The sequence below is a fragment of the Sphingobium sp. DN12 genome, assembly GCF_051058005.1.
In the GTDB taxonomy this organism is placed as follows: Bacteria; Pseudomonadota; Alphaproteobacteria; order Sphingomonadales; family Sphingomonadaceae; genus Sphingobium; species Sphingobium yanoikuyae.
In genome coordinates, this window is the sequence record NZ_CP173719.1 from 130,975 (window position 1) to 145,555 (window position 14,581).

A 14,581-nucleotide genomic window follows, 5' to 3' on the forward strand; every position below is an offset into this window, starting at 1 on the left:
GTCGACCAGGAATTCTTTGCAGTCGCAGTTTATGTCGAGCGTGGCGGCGGGAGGCGCAGGTTTCCTTCGGTTTTCCATGATTTCACTCCAGATAATATGAGGGTCAGGGGGAATGTTCTGGGACGGGCTAAGCCCGCCTTCGAACGTCGGTAAGCATGGTAATCAGGGCATCGGATGGTGGCTTGAAGCGCCCGGGCTTGATTGCAGGCGCGCCATGGGCCGCGAGGATTTGCAGCTTCTCCTCGGGATCGGCCCGCAGGTAGGTCTCGGTGCTCTGGATGCTGGCGTGGCCGAGCCACAATGCGACCTTGCGAATGTCCCCGGTCGCCGCGAGCGTGTGCATCGCACAGGAATGCCGCAGCACGTGCGGCGTAACCCGTTTGCCAAGGATCGACGGCTGCTTCATTGCCGCGGTCTTGACGTGCTCGGCCAAACGGAACGCAAATCCGTCGCGGGTCATGGGCTGCCCGTTGGCATTGAGGAATATCTCGGCAGCTTGCGCGTCGGGCCGTATCGCAAGCCACGCGCGCAATACGAACTGGGTCTCTTTCCAGAGCGGCAGGACCCGTTCACGCCGACCCTTGCCCATGATGTGCACGGTGGACAGGGAGCGGTCCGGGAAATCGCGCAGCTGCAGCGTTACGAGTTCCGACACCCTCAGCCCGCCAGCATAGGCCAGATGCAGCATGGCGCGATCGCGGGTGCCAAGCCGAGTGCGGGGATCGGGGGCGTCGAGCAACGCCTTGATCTCGGCCCGGTCGAGATAGTCGATCAGCGCCTTGTCGGTCCTCTTGGTCGGGATCGATCTGACGCGGAGAGCCTGATCGAGGCAGGCTGGAATCCGATACTCGATGTACCGGAAGAAGGATCGGATCGCAGCGAGCCTGCCATTACGGGTCCGCACGCAGCTGCCGCGGCCGGTCTCTATATGGTCCAGGAAGGCCATGATCATGTCGGTGCCGAGATCCTCGATCTCAAGATCGGTCGGCCGACGCTTCAGCCGATCGGCAGCGAACTGAACGAGGAGGACGAAGCAGTTGGCATAGGTCTTCACCGTGTGCGGGCTGACGGCACGTTCGCGCGGCAGATGCTCACGCAGGTATGCCGAGAGATGGGGAGCTAGCGCCGTCATGCCGCTTCTCCCCGGTAAAGCTGCTCGCTGGCGGCAGCGATGTCGCGCAGCAGCACTGGAGTGGCCTCGAGATACCAGTACGTGTTGGCGACCGACACGTGCCCCAGATAGACGCTGAGACCGGCCATGTGGTGAGCGATGGCCTCCCTGTCGGGCGGACATGACTCAAGCGAGCGGACAGCGAAGGTGTGCCGCAGATCGTGGAGTCGCATGCCCGCCGTACCGGTTGGTCCACGATATCCGAGGAGCCGGGCCAATCTGACGAACACGACGTGGGTGCGCACCTTGTGCGGTGCCCGTCCCCGGATAGTGACGAACAGGTCGTTGCCCCTGGCCGCGTGCTTCTCGCGGAGGGCGAGATAGGCTTCGAGTGCTTGGCGCGTCGATGGCTGCAAGGCAATCAGCCGCTGCTTGCCGAACTTGCCGTTGCGGACGATCAGGCCATCCTCGACCAGATCGTTGCATTGTAACGCGAGGGCCTCGGAAATCCGGAGACCTGTCGCCGCCAGCAGCCCGAACAGGTAATGGTACGTGTATGGGCTGATCGTGCCTTGGGGTGGAACGTCCAATGCAGCAGTCATGATCGCCCGCACTTGGTCCGGTTCAATGATGGTCGGCGTCGGGCGTGGCCGCTTGCCCCGGCCGAAGACGCCGGCAGGCGGAACTTCATGGCTTGAATCTTCGGCGTGAGCGAAAAGGCTGAAGTTACGTGCGGTGTCGAACCTCCGGCGGGCCACATATTGTGAGCTCGACGTGTGGCACCAGTCGTAGATGCGCCGGACCTGAGTGTGCCGATCGCCGAAACCCTCGGCGTAAGCAGCGTACTGGCGGAGCATCCGGTCCTGTTCGGAATACTTCCGACCCAGGCTGCGATGCAGAGCGACGTATCTTGAGATGTGTGTGTTCAACATGGCAGGTCTCCGGGCCAGGGCTGCGCGATCTTCATGAGCATCGGCAGATCGACCTTGGCGTAGATGGCAGTGGTCTCGGGCGTGCTGTGACGCAGGATGGTCCCTACGGACTCCAAGCCCGCGCCCGCGCGCAGCAAGTTGGTGGCAAGCGAATGCCGGAATATGTGCGACCCGGTCGGCACCCCTTCGATCCCACCGCGCTCATGTGTGCGTGCGACGATGCCTGCGATCTCCGCAGACGAGCTGAATGGCCGGAACGGAGCTTGCACGCGCAGGAACAGATGCTCTTCGACGGCCTTCGGGCGGGCTGCCGCAAGATATGTCAGAATCGCGTCGCCGACATCCTGCGGCAGTGGCAACCGGTCCGGCCTTCGGGTCTTGCCCTTGACCCGGATGTACCCGCCCCGCCAATCGATATCGTCGAGCCGCATGTCCCGGACATCGCCCGCTCGCAGTCCGAGCCTGGCGAGCAGGAGAATTATGGCTTTGTCGCGGACTTCCACCGGCCGATCAGTCGGACAGGCTGCAATGATCTTCTCGATCGTGGCCGGGTCGACGTGACGGGGTAACGCCGAAAGGCGGTAGCGTTGCACTGATGGTATCGCGTGCAACAATGCCGGTCGGCACTCGCCTTGCACGATCAAAAACCGAATGTAGCTCCTCATTATCGTGACGAGCAGCGATGCCGAACCCGGCGTCTCCTTGCTTCGTCGCTGGAACGCGCGCCTGAGAGCGGCTGCATCCCATTGTGAAGGCTCGCCGAGCATGGGCATGAGCCGCGTGATATCGGTCCGGTAACGCCGGATCGTCTCGTCGGTCGCGCCACGATGTTGCTTGAGCCATGTAAGATATGCCGCCATGTGCGGGTTATCGTCCACCATCGGTTCGACCGATGGGACGACGCCCCGACCCCGCAGAAACTCGACGAAGTGCCGAGCGCAGCGCCGCCGCCGCTTGGTGCCCGTGGCAACCAGCTTGCCCCGCTTGCGCCAGACCGGGCAACGGCAATCATGCACGGCGTACTGGTCGATGATCGTGTCGTCGACATCGGCCCACCGTCGTCGCGCAATGCGGAGCCAGGCCACGACATGCTCGGCCTCGGATCGATAGGACTGCGCCGGTCCCTCGGCGAGTTGCAGGCGATCGATCGCGTCGAAATAGTCGGCGAGGTGCCGTGGCAGATCGTCGATCCCGTCGTCGACTTCGACGTAGCCTTGATCTTCCAGGAAGCGGACGAAGCGTCTGACCCGCGCTGCAATGTCCGCCTTATATACTGGCTGCTGCGCCGAATACCGGTGGCACCGGCACCGGTGCTTCTCGAACCGCCGAACAGCCTGATCGTCGATCGTGCGGATCGCGATCCCATGCAGTTCCAGCCAATGCAGGAAATGGCGGACAGCAGCGCCAAACAGAACCGCACAGGCTGACCTCTCGTCGAGCGACAGAGAGGAGAGGAATGCGGTGAGTAGGGTGCCGTGACTGGGCGGGTCTTCGACCCGGAGCGAGGCCGCTCGAAACGGCAATGATGATCTTGTTCGCATGTAGCTTCCTTCGACTTGTTGAGGTCGAAGGAACTGTAATTATCTGGAGTGAAATCATGGAAAACCGAAGGAAACCTGCGCCTCCCGCCGCCACGCTCGACATAAACTGCGACTGCAAAGAAGCCGTCTAATGTTGAGATCCACATTACACGTATTCGCGCGGGGACAGCTCGATGTCGAGCCAGGCGCGCTCCTCAGGGGACAGGTCGGCAAGGGCACGATCGAGCATCGCTTCCGACGTCGACACGAGCTGGACCACGGCGCAGTCGCCCCGCGCGAGATCGGCGGCGATCGCCGGGATCAGCGACGGCAGCTTCATCGACAGCAGGATCTGGCCGAAGAAGCGTTGCTTGGTCGATTCGAAGATCGACAATGCCGCGGCCTTCGCGCCGCTATTGTAGGTGGCACCGCTGAAACCGTCGGTGACGCGCGTGGCGGCGAGGCGGCCTGCAGATTGTTGTGAATGATCGCCCAGGCATCGGCATAGGCATTGTATACGGCGATCTGTTCTTCGCTGAGCCGATGCTCGAGGATGTCATATTCGACGCCGGCGAAGCTGAGCGCCCGCGCGGCATAGAGGCCCTGCGCCTTGAGGTCGCGGGCGATCAACTCCATCGCTGCGATGCCGCCGCGGCGAAGCGATTCCACGAAGGCCCGCCGGTCGGCGAAGGCCGTCTGCGGTCCCCACAATCCGAGGCGTGTCGCATAAGCGAGGTTGCTGACGTCCGAGGCGCCCGTCGCCGAAGCGTAGAGAATCCGGGCGCGCGGAGCGAGATTTTGGAGGCGGACGCCGGCGATGCCCTGTTCGGATCCTTTCGTGGCGCCGAACCGGCCCTCGCCACCGGCCACCCCGGCCATCTCATGCGCCTCGTCGAAGACGATGACGCCGCTGAAATCCTCACCCATCCATTCGATCAGCTGGCGCAGCCGCGTGCCCCTGTCACCGCGGTTGGAGCGCAGGGTGGCATAGGTCAGGAAGAGGATCCCATCGCCCAGCGCGATCGGGGTGCCGAGCTTCCACTGGTTGAGATGCTGGATGTCGAGCGGCAAGCCGCCAAGCGCCGACCAGTCGCGCCGCGCGTCTTCGATCAGCGTCTCGCTCTTGGATATCCAGAGGTGGCGGCGGTTGCCGCGCAACCACTGGTCGAGGATGACGCCCGCCACCTGCCGCCCCTTGCCGGCGCCCGTGCCATCGCCAAGGAAAAAGCCCGTCCGATAGGCATTGCCGGCCTCTGCCGGCAACAGCGAAAGCCCCTCCTCGCTAGATACGAACCGGCCCGGAAGGTCACGCTCGAACGCCGCGCCAGCGTAGATCAGCGTTTCGAGCTGCGCGTCCGAGAGCAGGCCGTCGTCCAAGATCCTGGCCGGCAGCACGGGTTCATAAGCGACCGAGGGTGCGGCAATCGATCCCATTGCCTGCGATTCGACCAGCGCGCTTGGGTGCTCACGGGCATCGGCAATCAGCAGACGGCTCGGCCGATAGGGCAGGTAAATCCCTTGCGGTTCGCCCGCGGGCGCCGGCGCGTCGAGACGGTGATAGGCGACCGCGCGGATCGTGGGCAGGGTTACCGCCACACGCGAGCTTACGGGGCAGGTCCGCCGCGTAAGGCCCCGGAACAATCCGCTGGGGCGGGAGATCGGTTGCGGCGTGGGGGCGCACGGGGTCGCCATCGCATCGACGGCCGCGAGCGCAGCGCCGAACGTCGTACAGGTCTGGCGTGAGACGCAATCCCCTGCCCCGCCCTTTTCGAGGAGAATGAGCTGAACCGCTTGCCCGGTGCCGTGCTTGGTATAGGCATTGGGCGGCAGGTCGAGATGCAGCCGGAGATGTGCGCCCGCGGTGGCGTGCAGCCAATCCGCGTCCCCTGTCTCGATGCGATCGGGAAGAATGACGGCGCAGCGCCCGCCTGGTGCGAGGCGCAAGAGCGCGGAGCGCAGGTGGCGAAGCGCAGCGTGGCGGTCGCGCCCCCGTCCCTGGCTCCGCGAGAAGGGCGGGTTGATGAGCACGACGCTCGGCACCAGTTGCGGATCGAGCATGTCGTCGATCAATTCGCCGTCATGCGTGCTCAATGTGCCCTCGGGAAGGGCATGACGCAGCAAACGCGCGCGCCAGGCATCGATCTCATTGAGGAGAAGGCGAGCGCCGGCAAAATGACCGTGTACGGCCAAGAGCCCGGTCCCGGCCGAGGGCTCGAGTACGATATCGCTTGCCGTGATCGCGGCTGCCCTGGCGGCAAGGAAGCCGATCGGTGCCGGTGTCGAGAATTGCTGGAACGCGACCTGCGTTTCGCTACGCACGCTGTGCGTCGGAAGCGCCGCCGTCATGGCGATCAGCTGGGCGAGCCGCACATTCGCATCTGCCGGGAGTGTTGTGTTCTTCAGATGGAGTATCTGCGCGAGTTCGAGCACATCATAGGCGTCGCGCAATGACCATGAGCCATCCGCGCTCGAGCCACCGAAGGCGGAGGTCATCCCGGCAAGGAGGTCGTTACGTGCAACCGAACGGCCTTCGGACAGCCGGTCGGCTATGCCTTGAGCAGCGGTCCGGGCGGGATCATCGAGCGGCAGCGTGAGCGCGAGGGGTTGTGTGGCCATGGGGTATCTCCGGGTCTGACACCTGGCATCAGCGCCAGGTCATCAGCCTGAAGGCCCCCTCCCCTCTCAGGCCGCCTCGGTGGCCCGGCGGACACGCCAAGCATCATTCCAGTCCGCGTGCCGTTCCGGGAGGCGGAGCACCAGTTCGCGTCCATGGGCTGTGAGATGCGGCCGAGCTTTTTTGAGCATGGCGGCAGCGGCGGCACCGCGATCGCCATAGACGATGATACGCTTGACCCGTTCGGGGATGGCGACAAGCCCAAGGCGTTCGACCCCGCCCAGTGCCCAGGTCGGCGTTCCGAACCAGGCCATTGCTGAAAGGGCGTCCTCGATGCCTTCGGCAAGGCCAAGCTCCTCGTCGGCCGGCGCCAGACGAATGGCCGCGTCGCCGAGAAGGCCAAGGGCAATCTTCGGTTTTGGCAAGGGTTTGTGCAGGATGTCGGCGAGATCGAGGCAGGTCCGCTGGACGGCGACAACTCCCAGATCATTCTCGACCGCGGCGATCATCGCCGGAAAGTACCGGCGACGCTCACCGGCCCCGACGATGGTGCGCGGATTGTAGCGCAGACAACGCGGATAGGGAGGAGCAAGACCGCGTGCGGCAAGGTAATCGGCCGCTGGCGAGCCGGCTATGGGCTGGCTTGCCTTCCATAGCCGAAGCGCGAGAGCGCGATGGTCGGCCATCGCCTTCGGGCGCGGCATGGTGAGCGGCACCGCATCGTGAAGTTTCCGCCGGCGCAGGGCAGTCAGAACGTCGCGCGTATCGCAGCCAGCAAAGCAGTGGAACAAGATCGCCCGTTCGCCCAGGCGCACTGACAGGCTGGGGCCATGATCGTCATGAGCCGGGCAACGGCATTCGCCGCACGTCCCGCGCCACGTTCCGCCGAGGGCTTCGACAATGGCTTTGGCGCGATGGGAAGCAGCTAGGGGCATCAACTAAACCTTGCAAAGTGGTGGAGCGCCGCTGCCGGTTGCGCCCTCCCCTCTCCGCCAATTCAGCCAGGCATGCCCTTGGCTGCGAGGATACCGAATTCCTCGACGATGCGATCGGTTGTGTAATGGGTCACGCCGTCGCGTTCATAGGAGCTGTCCTTGAGCCGCCCGGCAATCCGCACCAGATCCCCGACTTGGGCTCGGTCGGCGATATGCTTGCGCTGGCCCTCGCTGAAGACGCTCACGCGGTTCCAGTGACTGTCTTCCTGCCATTCGTCATCGTCACCCTTGCGGCGGTAATTCGCGCAGACCGACAGCAGGGTGACTTTCGGTCGCGCATCGATTTCGCCGATCCGGCCGATGATCTCGAACTTGGCGAAGTTGATCATGCACCCTCCATTCGTGACGTCCTTTGGCGAGGAAGCCTATCGTGGACGGCCAACTTCGCGTATCCCTCCAGGCAGGGGGATTGAAGGTTTGCTTCAAGCGCAGCGCCAATCTCTTTCTCAAAATAAAAATATCAAAACGCCGCTGCTCGCAGCGGAAGCTTTTCCGATTCAAAACGATTCAGATTCGGGAAGCCGAAAGCCCAGCGTTTCTGCGGGCTTGAGCAAGCCTATCCTGACCGGACGGGGGATTTTGCCTGCCCTTGTGGGGGCTCATTCCTGACCGATCGGGGGATGCAACCTGACCGGTTGGGGCTTTCCTGACCGCATGGGGGCCAGGCTCTGTTGGGCGCGATTCGCTCGTCATATCGCTCGTCAGGGACGTTCTTCGCCCTCCCCGCGGCCGTTTGCGAGGGTTAGATCGCTTTGAAACGCGACTCGGCGTACTTCCTTGTGTTTTGTCGTTTCGGGTTGAAGTTCCATCCTGACCTCTTGGGGGCCGAAACCGCCGTCTATCCTGCCCTGACTTGACGCAAGAGGACAGGTCAGGCAGATTTTCTTCCACGCCGGACGAATCGGTGCAGACTTCATGGCATGGATGACGAACAAGCCCTAGACCACGCTGTAACGCCCTCCCCCGCCGGTGATGATGCTTCTCCGGGGCGGGCGATGCGGGTGGCTGCCGCCCTGCAGGCCAAGGGCGGCGACGAGTTCGCCAAGCCCGGCAGCATCGTTGAGGTCAAGTTCGTCAAAGGCCAGTCGCTGAGCCTGACCGCTTCGCGTTTGCTTGCGCTGATGATTTTGACTGCGGGCGGTGATGCCTGGGAGGACCGCCCGCACAAGATGCGAAAGGCGGATATTCGCCGCGGCCACAAGGGCAATGAGCGCATCTCGGATATGCTCGAGGAACTGCATCGCACGCTTTTTGCGGTCGATGATAAGTCCTGGCGCGGCAAGAAGGCGACGCTGCGCTTTTCTCTGATCTCATCATCGCGCGAAGAAGTGGAGGACGAGGAGGGCGCTGAGACAGGGTGGATCGAGTGGGAGTTCACGCCCGAGGCTCGGAAACTGATTCAGGAATCGGAGACCTATGCGGTCCTGAACCGGCAGGCGGTGCTCGGCTTTCGGTCGACCTATGCGCTAAAGCTGTACGAGATCGGGGCATTGCGGTTGCATCGACGCCAGTCGCTATGGAAGGGCGACATGACGGCACTGCGTGCGCTGCTCGGCATCGCGCCAGACGTTTACAAGGACTTTGCGCAGCTGCGCCGCAAGGTTCTCGAAAAGGCGAAGGCCGAAATCGACCAGCTCGCTCATTTCCGTGTGGAGTGGCGGGAAATCCGTCAGGGTCGAACCGTCACCGAGATCGAATTTCGTTTTGAGCCAAAGGATGCGCCTGAGCAGATAGCGACCGTGGATGAAATTGCCCGACACTCTGCGGGGAGGAAGGCGAGGCGCGAGGACGAGGTCGAGACTGTGGCCGTCGAAGCCGTCACGCAGGCGGCGGTGGCGGCCTTGGTGTCAAAGGATAAGACTGGGGCAGGGGAGGTTACCTTCCCAAACGGCACGATCCGATTTGGGTCGGACACGCTCGCGGCCATTGGCCGTTCGGCCGGCGGTGGTTGGGACATCGACCTGATTGCCGACGCCTATCGCGCGCAGATGGGTGAGAGGCTGGCGAAGCTGAAGGGCGCCAAGCTGATCGCGTCCTGGACCGGCTTTTGCGAGAGCTTCCTGGCGCGGCGCGGGCGCCCTTGAGCCGAAATTGCACCGGTGCAATTTCAGGGTGGCTAGCCCCCAAGAGGTCAGGTTGTAGGCGTGCACGAAAGGCTGGCGACGCAATTCGAGGCAATTGGGCCGACCGGGCCTACTCACTTGCGAAAATAAGCCTTTCATTGACATAAAAGTGCAAATTGAGCTATGCCCCCTACAGTTTCGCAAGGGGGCCTCTCTTGGCTGCATCACTCGATATTGAGGGCACGCAGGATCTGCTGTCCGTCTCAACGCTTGCACAACGGACCAGCTCTGTTCTCGAGCGGCTCCGCGACTCTGCGCGTAGCGCCCGGGCGGACGAACGGCGCGAGCCCACCTTCCCGATCGGTAAAGCGGCCGAACTGGTCGGCCGGACCGCGGCGGCCATTCGCGAGGCCGAGAAGGACGGCCGCTTGCCGCCGCCTCCGCGAACCGAAAATAATCGGCGCGTCGGTTATACCCTGGCGCAGCTCAACGACATGCGGGGATTGTTCGGCACCCGGCCCTGGCGGGCTGCCACCGACCCCTGCTGCGTCATCGCGGTGCAGAACTTCAAGGGCGGGGTCGGGAAATCGACCCTGTCGGTGCATCTGGCCCAATATCTCGCGATCAAGGGCTACCGGGTGGCCCTCATTGATTGCGACAGCCAGGCGTCGGCAACGACCCTGTTCGGCTATGTTCCCGACCTCGACCTAACCGAGGAGGACACGCTCTATCCGTTCTTGCGGCATGACGACATGGAGTCGCTCGATTACGCCCTGCGCAAGACTCACTTCGACGGCCTCGAGCTTGTCCCGGCCAATCTCCGGTTGTTCCAGTCGGAATATGAAATCGCGGCGCGTATGGCGCGCGGGCAGGGGAACTTGATCGATCGCATGGCACAAGGCATTGCGAGCATAGCCGATCGGTTTGATGTCGTTGTTCTCGACCCGCCGCCGGCGCTCGGTGCGATCTCGCTTTCGGTGCTGCGTGCGGCCAATGCGCTGGTCGTGCCGGTGCCGCCGACGGTAATGGACTTCTCGTCGACTGCAGCCTTCCTCGCCATGCTCGACGAGACCATCGAGACCCTGGCTGATCGCGGCTTGGCCCCGTCGCTGCAGTTTCTGCGCTTCGTCGCCTCCAAGGTTGACGAGAACAAGTCGATGCAGAAGGAATTGCTGAACCTGATGCGGACCCTTTTCGGCCACGCGATCGTGCGCACACCGCTCAAGGATTCGGCGGAAATCGACAATGCGACGGCGCGGCTAATGACCGTCTATGAGCTTGACGGACCTGTCACCAGTTCGGCGGTGCGCAACCGCTGCCTCGCCTATCTCGACGGCGTGAACAGTGAAATCGAGGTCGACATCCGGTCGATGTGGCCCAGCCATCTGGCGCGCTTGCGCAAGGAGGGCCTCGCCTGATGCGAGCAAAATTGCACCGGTGCAATTCCGGGTAGAAGGGGTGGATGATGAGCAAGAAAAACGCCAACTTCGCGGCTGATCTGGTCGCCGGAATCGACCCGGGGGCGCAAGCCCCAGCGGCGCGGCGCCCTGGCATCGGTGCGAGCGTCCTGGCGGGTCGAGAAAGCCGACTTGCCGAATTGGCGACGGGCAGTGTCGTCTCACGCACCCATGAACTCGTTGATCCGGCACGCTGCCGGATGTGGGTCGGCCATAACCGCGAATATGCGCTGCTTAACGAGGAGCGGTGCGCCGATCTCATCGAGAGCATCAAGGCGCAGGGTAAACAGGAAATGCCCGCCATCGTTCGCCGCGTGAAGGACGACCCTGCCTTCGATTTCGAGGTGATTTGTGGCGCGCGCCGGCATTGGACGATCAGTTGGCTGCGCGCCCACAACTATCCGGATTTCCGCTTTCTCGTCGATATCCGCAGCCTTACCGACGAAGAGGCTTTCCGGCTTGCGGACCTGGAAAACCGGGCGCGCGACGACCTTAGCGATCTGGAGCGCGCGCGCGATTATCTGCGCGCGCTCGACGCCTATTATGAAGGTCGCCAGAAGGTCATGGCCGAGCGGATCAACGTCACGGAAAGCTGGCTCAGCCGCTATCTCGACCTTGCCCGACTGCCGGCAGAACTGATGGCGGCCTTTGCCATCCCACAGGATCTCAGGATCAAGCATGTCACCGCGATCAAGCCTCTCTTGAAACCGGAGGACCGGCGGCAGCGTGTGTTCGCCGAGGCGGGGCGTCTCGCTCAGGTGCAGTCCGACCGCGCAGCACCGATGCCGGTTCCCGATATCATACGCGCTCTCGCTCTGGCCGCCGATCCCCCCAAGAGGTCAGGATCCCCCAAGAAGTCAGGAAAGCCAGAAACGATCGTGTCCGAAGGGGGGAAACCATTGCTGAAAGTGGAGGCGGTGGATCGTAAGGGTCTCAAGCTCACCCTGCTTCCGCATGCCGGTGGTACGCGGGCTGAAGCGGAGGCCGCGTTGAAAGCCCTGCTCGATCAGCATTGGAGCTAGGACAATCTTCAGCGGTTCTGAGATGTGAGAGTTTTGTCTTCACATGTTGAATATGGACTGCCCAATGACTGCAGCCTTCCAGGATGACATTCGCGAGAATGAGATCATCGCGCCCCGTCGTCTGGCGGAGCGCCTGCGCTTCTCCATGGCGCATTTGGCTCGCGTTGCTCGCCTGGATCGTAAGGCCATGACTCTGTATCCCTCCGCCCCGACCGTGCAGATTAAACTGGAGGAAATAGCCCGAGTTATAACGCGAGCGGCAGAGCTCGCAGGCGAAGAAGGCAAGGCGGTTATCTGGTTCAAGCATCAACCCCTTTCTGGAGTTGGGAAAACGGCTGCGGAATTGGTTGCGAATGGCGATATCGATATCGTCATGGAAGATCTCGATCGTATGGCTGCCGGGGTCTATTCCTGACAGGCGTCACTCGATGCCGAAAGGCTAGCTTGTCCCCAGGACCTTCAGGTGAATGTCTTCTTCTCGTAGACGGTGACAATCGCCCGGCCATCCCAAACGTAGCACAGGTGCCGCTCCTGTCGGCAGTTTGCGAGTAGGCGAGGGCGGAACACCGCGGCGCACTCGCCGTCGGTGTCGCGCACGCTTTGGTATACGATGCCATCCGAACCTTGCTCACGCAGGTGTCGGCCAAGCGCCTGGCCGGCGGCATAACTGTCCGGGGCGTAGAGGGCAGGGCGTTCATCGCGCAGGCCGCGAATATCGTGGAGCATGGCGTCCAAGTCGACCGCGTAGACGCGCATGTCGAGTTCCTGCGCCGGTTCGTGGGTGTACGCCATGAAGCGGGTTCGGTGATGGCTCGTCTCGGCAACCGCAGTCTCGATGGTGTTGGAAGCATAGAACAACCCGAAACTGCCGTCACAGAATCGGCTGCCATCAAGATTGAGGTGGGTGAACGCTGCCATGATTGCCGATGTCCCGGGTCCCGATACGCGGTCCTCCGATGGGACGAGCGCAAGGTCCCCGACCTCGTCGCGAAGCCGGTCGTTGGTCATCGCCTCGATCGCATAGACCGCTTCTAAATCGGCCGGATCCGCGACGTCTTCAAACAGCGATATGGGCGGGAACCGGCTTGCGACGATCCGATAGCACGGTTGCCACCGCACTTGCGTCGTCGCAATAGCATCCATCAGCCGCGCTGCGCGTCGATATATTGGCGCACCACGTAGAGATCGGCGACATTGCCCGAGGCCATCCGCTCGATCGCCGGGCGTCCGGCGAACAGCGGCGCCTCATTGGGTTTGCGTACCCATTCGTTGGCGGTACGGGGCAGGAGCATCTTCAGCCCCTTGTAGATCCCCATGACATAGGAGATGCGCTCCAGCGCATCCTTGGGAATCGCCGCGACGGCGCCGCGCTTCCAGGTCTGGAAGGTCGAGCGGCTGTCGAGCCCGAGAAGCTTCATCTGCTCGGCTTCCTTAAGGCCCCAGGCGTCGGCAATGCGGAAAAAGGTGCGCAGCGCCGGACCGCTCAGGTCCTTGCGGCTAGGCGCTTTGGCGGGGACGCCGGAATGGGCAGCTGTGGCCATTGGCCATCTCCTTCTTTCTCTGTCTATGTATGATATCTGTACATAACGTCAAGAGGAGATCAGTTTTCATACACGCCTAATGCGCGCGAGGCCGCGTCAGGGATGGCCAGAACTGCCGGCGAGCAGCCGGTCGATCTCGCCCATCGCCGCGTCGAACTCGGTGAGCGCCGGATGGGGGAGCGCGAGAGCGTGGTCCAGGGGTGCCGACAACCGATCCCTTCGCGGCGCTTCGGCGACCAGCAGAACCTTGCCCTTGATGCTCGCGCGCCGCGCGAGGCCCGCTGTGACTAGCGCGTCGCCGATCGCATAGGTGCCGCGCCGGCTGATCCCGAACGCCGAGGTCATCTGATCGAGCCCGAGCGGCGCAAAACCAGCGAGCAGGATCCACACCTGCGGTGCCCGCGCGCTCGAGCGCAGGTGCCCCAGCTGCTCGCGCATCAGCGCCGCGCGCCGTCGCGCTTTCGCGACCAGCTCTGCAAGCCGGGTAGCGCTGGCGTGGAGAGTTCGCGCTGAGACAATGGCGCGTTCGCCAGGCCAGAGCTGCGGCTGAAGCGTTTCGGCGGTCACCGCGCCGGGGCAGGGGAGGGCAAGTTGCCACGCGCCGCACGCGGCCAGCAGCCGCCCCAGCGAGGCATCGACCGCCCAGAGCGGTGTGCGCGGGGCGGCCTGCTCGATCGCCACCGCGCGGTTCCCAAGCGAACGGATTTGCACCGCGCGCTCCAGCGGCGCGAACAGCGGATCGGCGTGCAGCAGCGCGTGAAGGCGCGCCAGACCCGCGAAGGGCAGGGGAATCTCGTCATCCGCGCCGGCCTGTTTCACCAGCGTGATCGCTCTGCCGATCGCCTCCTCCGCCAGCGCATCTTCGGCTTGCATCGGGCGGTCGGCCCCGAAGCGAGCGGCCAGAGCGATGGTCTGCGCGGCGTCGGCAAGCGGTTCCCACGGATGATGGCTGAGTTCGCCCAGCAGGGCGCGGACCACGGCATAGGCGGAGCAGGCGGTGAGGGGCGTCTCTTGGGGGCCGCGATCGAGCCCGGCGAACCAGGCGTTGAACCGGTGTTCGGCGTCAGCAAATCCCGCCTGCGCCAAGGCCGAGAGGAGCACCTCGCGCAGCAGCCCTACGCAGAACAGCCGCTTTTCGGTATCGGTGAGGCCGGTGAGGAGCCCGTCGAGGCGGCCGAGCGCGAGCGCGCATTCCGCCTGCGCCTGGCCAAGCGCCTCGGGCGGAGCGTCGGTGTCGGCGGCGAGGGGATGGAAGCGCTCCATGCCGAATGTGTAGTGAATGCCAAAATACTGCACAACTGCTCGGAGGGTCCGTAAATGAACATG

General features: G+C 63.5%; 13 protein-coding genes and 1 pseudogene. 5 read left to right on the forward strand and 9 right to left on the reverse strand.

Annotation, left to right across the window (positions count from 1 at the left end):
- Nucleotides 1–127: 127 nt before the first annotated feature.
- From ACI6S0_RS25750 to ACI6S0_RS25775, 6 genes and pseudogenes are all read right to left on the reverse strand, one after another.
- Entirely contained in the window at nucleotides 128–1,132 is a 1,005-nt protein-coding gene (locus ACI6S0_RS25750; protein WP_434405296.1) for a tyrosine-type recombinase/integrase, read from the reverse strand.
- Nucleotides 1,129–2,043, reverse strand: a complete 915-nt coding sequence (locus tag ACI6S0_RS25755; RefSeq protein ID WP_434405295.1) for a tyrosine-type recombinase/integrase — start codon at nucleotides 2,041–2,043, stop codon at nucleotides 1,129–1,131. Before ACI6S0_RS25755 ends, ACI6S0_RS25750 begins: the two co-directional genes overlap by 4 nt.
- Nucleotides 2,037–3,584 (reverse strand): tyrosine-type recombinase/integrase, encoded by a 1,548-nt coding sequence (locus ACI6S0_RS25760; protein WP_434405294.1) that lies wholly within the window; start codon nucleotides 3,582–3,584, stop codon nucleotides 2,037–2,039. Before ACI6S0_RS25760 ends, ACI6S0_RS25755 begins: the two co-directional genes overlap by 7 nt.
- 145 nt (nucleotides 3,585–3,729) lie before the next feature.
- A pseudogene (locus ACI6S0_RS25765) lies at nucleotides 3,730–6,179 on the reverse strand (strawberry notch-like NTP hydrolase domain-containing protein).
- Between the two features lie 66 nt (nucleotides 6,180–6,245).
- Nucleotides 6,246–7,112 (reverse strand): DUF7146 domain-containing protein, encoded by an 867-nt coding sequence (locus tag ACI6S0_RS25770; protein WP_022684358.1) that lies wholly within the window; start codon nucleotides 7,110–7,112, stop codon nucleotides 6,246–6,248.
- A 62-nt stretch (nucleotides 7,113–7,174) separates the two neighbouring features.
- Nucleotides 7,175–7,501 carry a single-stranded DNA-binding protein gene (locus tag ACI6S0_RS25775; RefSeq protein WP_017183648.1) on the reverse strand — a complete coding sequence of 109 codons (327 nt, stop codon included), beginning with the start codon at nucleotides 7,499–7,501 and terminating at the stop codon, nucleotides 7,175–7,177.
- Between ACI6S0_RS25775 and ACI6S0_RS25780 the strand changes: the two genes are divergently transcribed.
- From ACI6S0_RS25780 to ACI6S0_RS25800, 5 genes are all read left to right on the forward strand, one after another.
- A complete protein-coding gene (locus ACI6S0_RS25780; RefSeq protein WP_434406029.1) occupies nucleotides 7,485–7,781 on the forward strand; it encodes a hypothetical protein in 297 nt (98 codons plus the stop codon). The genes ACI6S0_RS25775 and ACI6S0_RS25780 overlap by 17 nt on opposite strands.
- Before the next feature lie 386 nt (nucleotides 7,782–8,167).
- Nucleotides 8,168–9,256 (forward strand): replication initiation protein, encoded by a 1,089-nt coding sequence (locus ACI6S0_RS25785; RefSeq protein WP_313326466.1) that lies wholly within the window; start codon nucleotides 8,168–8,170, stop codon nucleotides 9,254–9,256.
- A gap of 194 nt (nucleotides 9,257–9,450) precedes the next feature.
- Nucleotides 9,451–10,653, forward strand: a complete 1,203-nt coding sequence (locus ACI6S0_RS25790; RefSeq protein WP_017183651.1) for an AAA family ATPase — start codon at nucleotides 9,451–9,453, stop codon at nucleotides 10,651–10,653.
- A gap of 47 nt (nucleotides 10,654–10,700) precedes the next feature.
- Entirely contained in the window at nucleotides 10,701–11,714 is a 1,014-nt protein-coding gene (locus ACI6S0_RS25795; RefSeq protein WP_313326430.1) for a ParB/RepB/Spo0J family partition protein, read from the forward strand.
- A gap of 64 nt (nucleotides 11,715–11,778) precedes the next feature.
- Nucleotides 11,779–12,129 carry a hypothetical protein gene (locus ACI6S0_RS25800; RefSeq protein ID WP_017183653.1) on the forward strand — a complete coding sequence of 117 codons (351 nt, stop codon included), beginning with the start codon at nucleotides 11,779–11,781 and terminating at the stop codon, nucleotides 12,127–12,129.
- A gap of 44 nt (nucleotides 12,130–12,173) precedes the next feature.
- Here ACI6S0_RS25800 and ACI6S0_RS25805 read toward each other — a convergent pair whose 3' ends face one another.
- The 3 genes from ACI6S0_RS25805 to ACI6S0_RS25815 all read right to left on the reverse strand — a co-directional run bounded on the left by ACI6S0_RS25805 (nucleotide 12,174) and on the right by ACI6S0_RS25815 (nucleotide 14,518).
- Nucleotides 12,174–12,857 (reverse strand): RES family NAD+ phosphorylase, encoded by a 684-nt coding sequence (locus ACI6S0_RS25805; RefSeq protein ID WP_313326431.1) that lies wholly within the window; start codon nucleotides 12,855–12,857, stop codon nucleotides 12,174–12,176.
- On the reverse strand, nucleotides 12,857–13,255 hold the full coding sequence (locus ACI6S0_RS25810; RefSeq protein ID WP_015449223.1) for an antitoxin Xre-like helix-turn-helix domain-containing protein: 399 nt from the start codon (nucleotides 13,253–13,255) through the stop codon (nucleotides 12,857–12,859). The genes ACI6S0_RS25805 and ACI6S0_RS25810 overlap by 1 nt, the downstream gene beginning before the upstream one ends.
- Nucleotides 13,256–13,351: 96 nt before the next feature.
- Nucleotides 13,352–14,518, reverse strand: a complete 1,167-nt coding sequence (locus ACI6S0_RS25815; protein WP_015449224.1) for a hypothetical protein — start codon at nucleotides 14,516–14,518, stop codon at nucleotides 13,352–13,354.
- Between the last annotated feature and the right edge of the window lie 63 nt (nucleotides 14,519–14,581).

Coding starts and splice junctions, on each gene's coding strand:
- ACI6S0_RS25795 (WP_313326430.1), top strand. CDS start 10,701: ATGAGCAAGAAAAACGCCAACTTCGCGGCTGATCTGGTCGCCGGAATC.
- ACI6S0_RS25800 (WP_017183653.1), top strand. CDS start 11,779: ATGACTGCAGCCTTCCAGGATGACATTCGCGAGAATGAGATCATCGCG.
- ACI6S0_RS25810 (WP_015449223.1), bottom strand. CDS start 13,255: ATGGCCACAGCTGCCCATTCCGGCGTCCCCGCCAAAGCGCCTAGCCGC.
- ACI6S0_RS25775 (WP_017183648.1), bottom strand. CDS start 7,501: ATGATCAACTTCGCCAAGTTCGAGATCATCGGCCGGATCGGCGAAATC.
- ACI6S0_RS25785 (WP_313326466.1), top strand. CDS start 8,168: ATGCGGGTGGCTGCCGCCCTGCAGGCCAAGGGCGGCGACGAGTTCGCC.
- ACI6S0_RS25755 (WP_434405295.1), bottom strand. CDS start 2,043: ATGTTGAACACACACATCTCAAGATACGTCGCTCTGCATCGCAGCCTG.
- ACI6S0_RS25760 (WP_434405294.1), bottom strand. CDS start 3,584: ATGCGAACAAGATCATCATTGCCGTTTCGAGCGGCCTCGCTCCGGGTC.
- ACI6S0_RS25805 (WP_313326431.1), bottom strand. CDS start 12,857: ATGGATGCTATTGCGACGACGCAAGTGCGGTGGCAACCGTGCTATCGG.
- ACI6S0_RS25750 (WP_434405296.1), bottom strand. CDS start 1,132: ATGACGGCGCTAGCTCCCCATCTCTCGGCATACCTGCGTGAGCATCTG.
- ACI6S0_RS25770 (WP_022684358.1), bottom strand. CDS start 7,112: ATGCCCCTAGCTGCTTCCCATCGCGCCAAAGCCATTGTCGAAGCCCTC.
- ACI6S0_RS25815 (WP_015449224.1), bottom strand. CDS start 14,518: ATGGAGCGCTTCCATCCCCTCGCCGCCGACACCGACGCTCCGCCCGAG.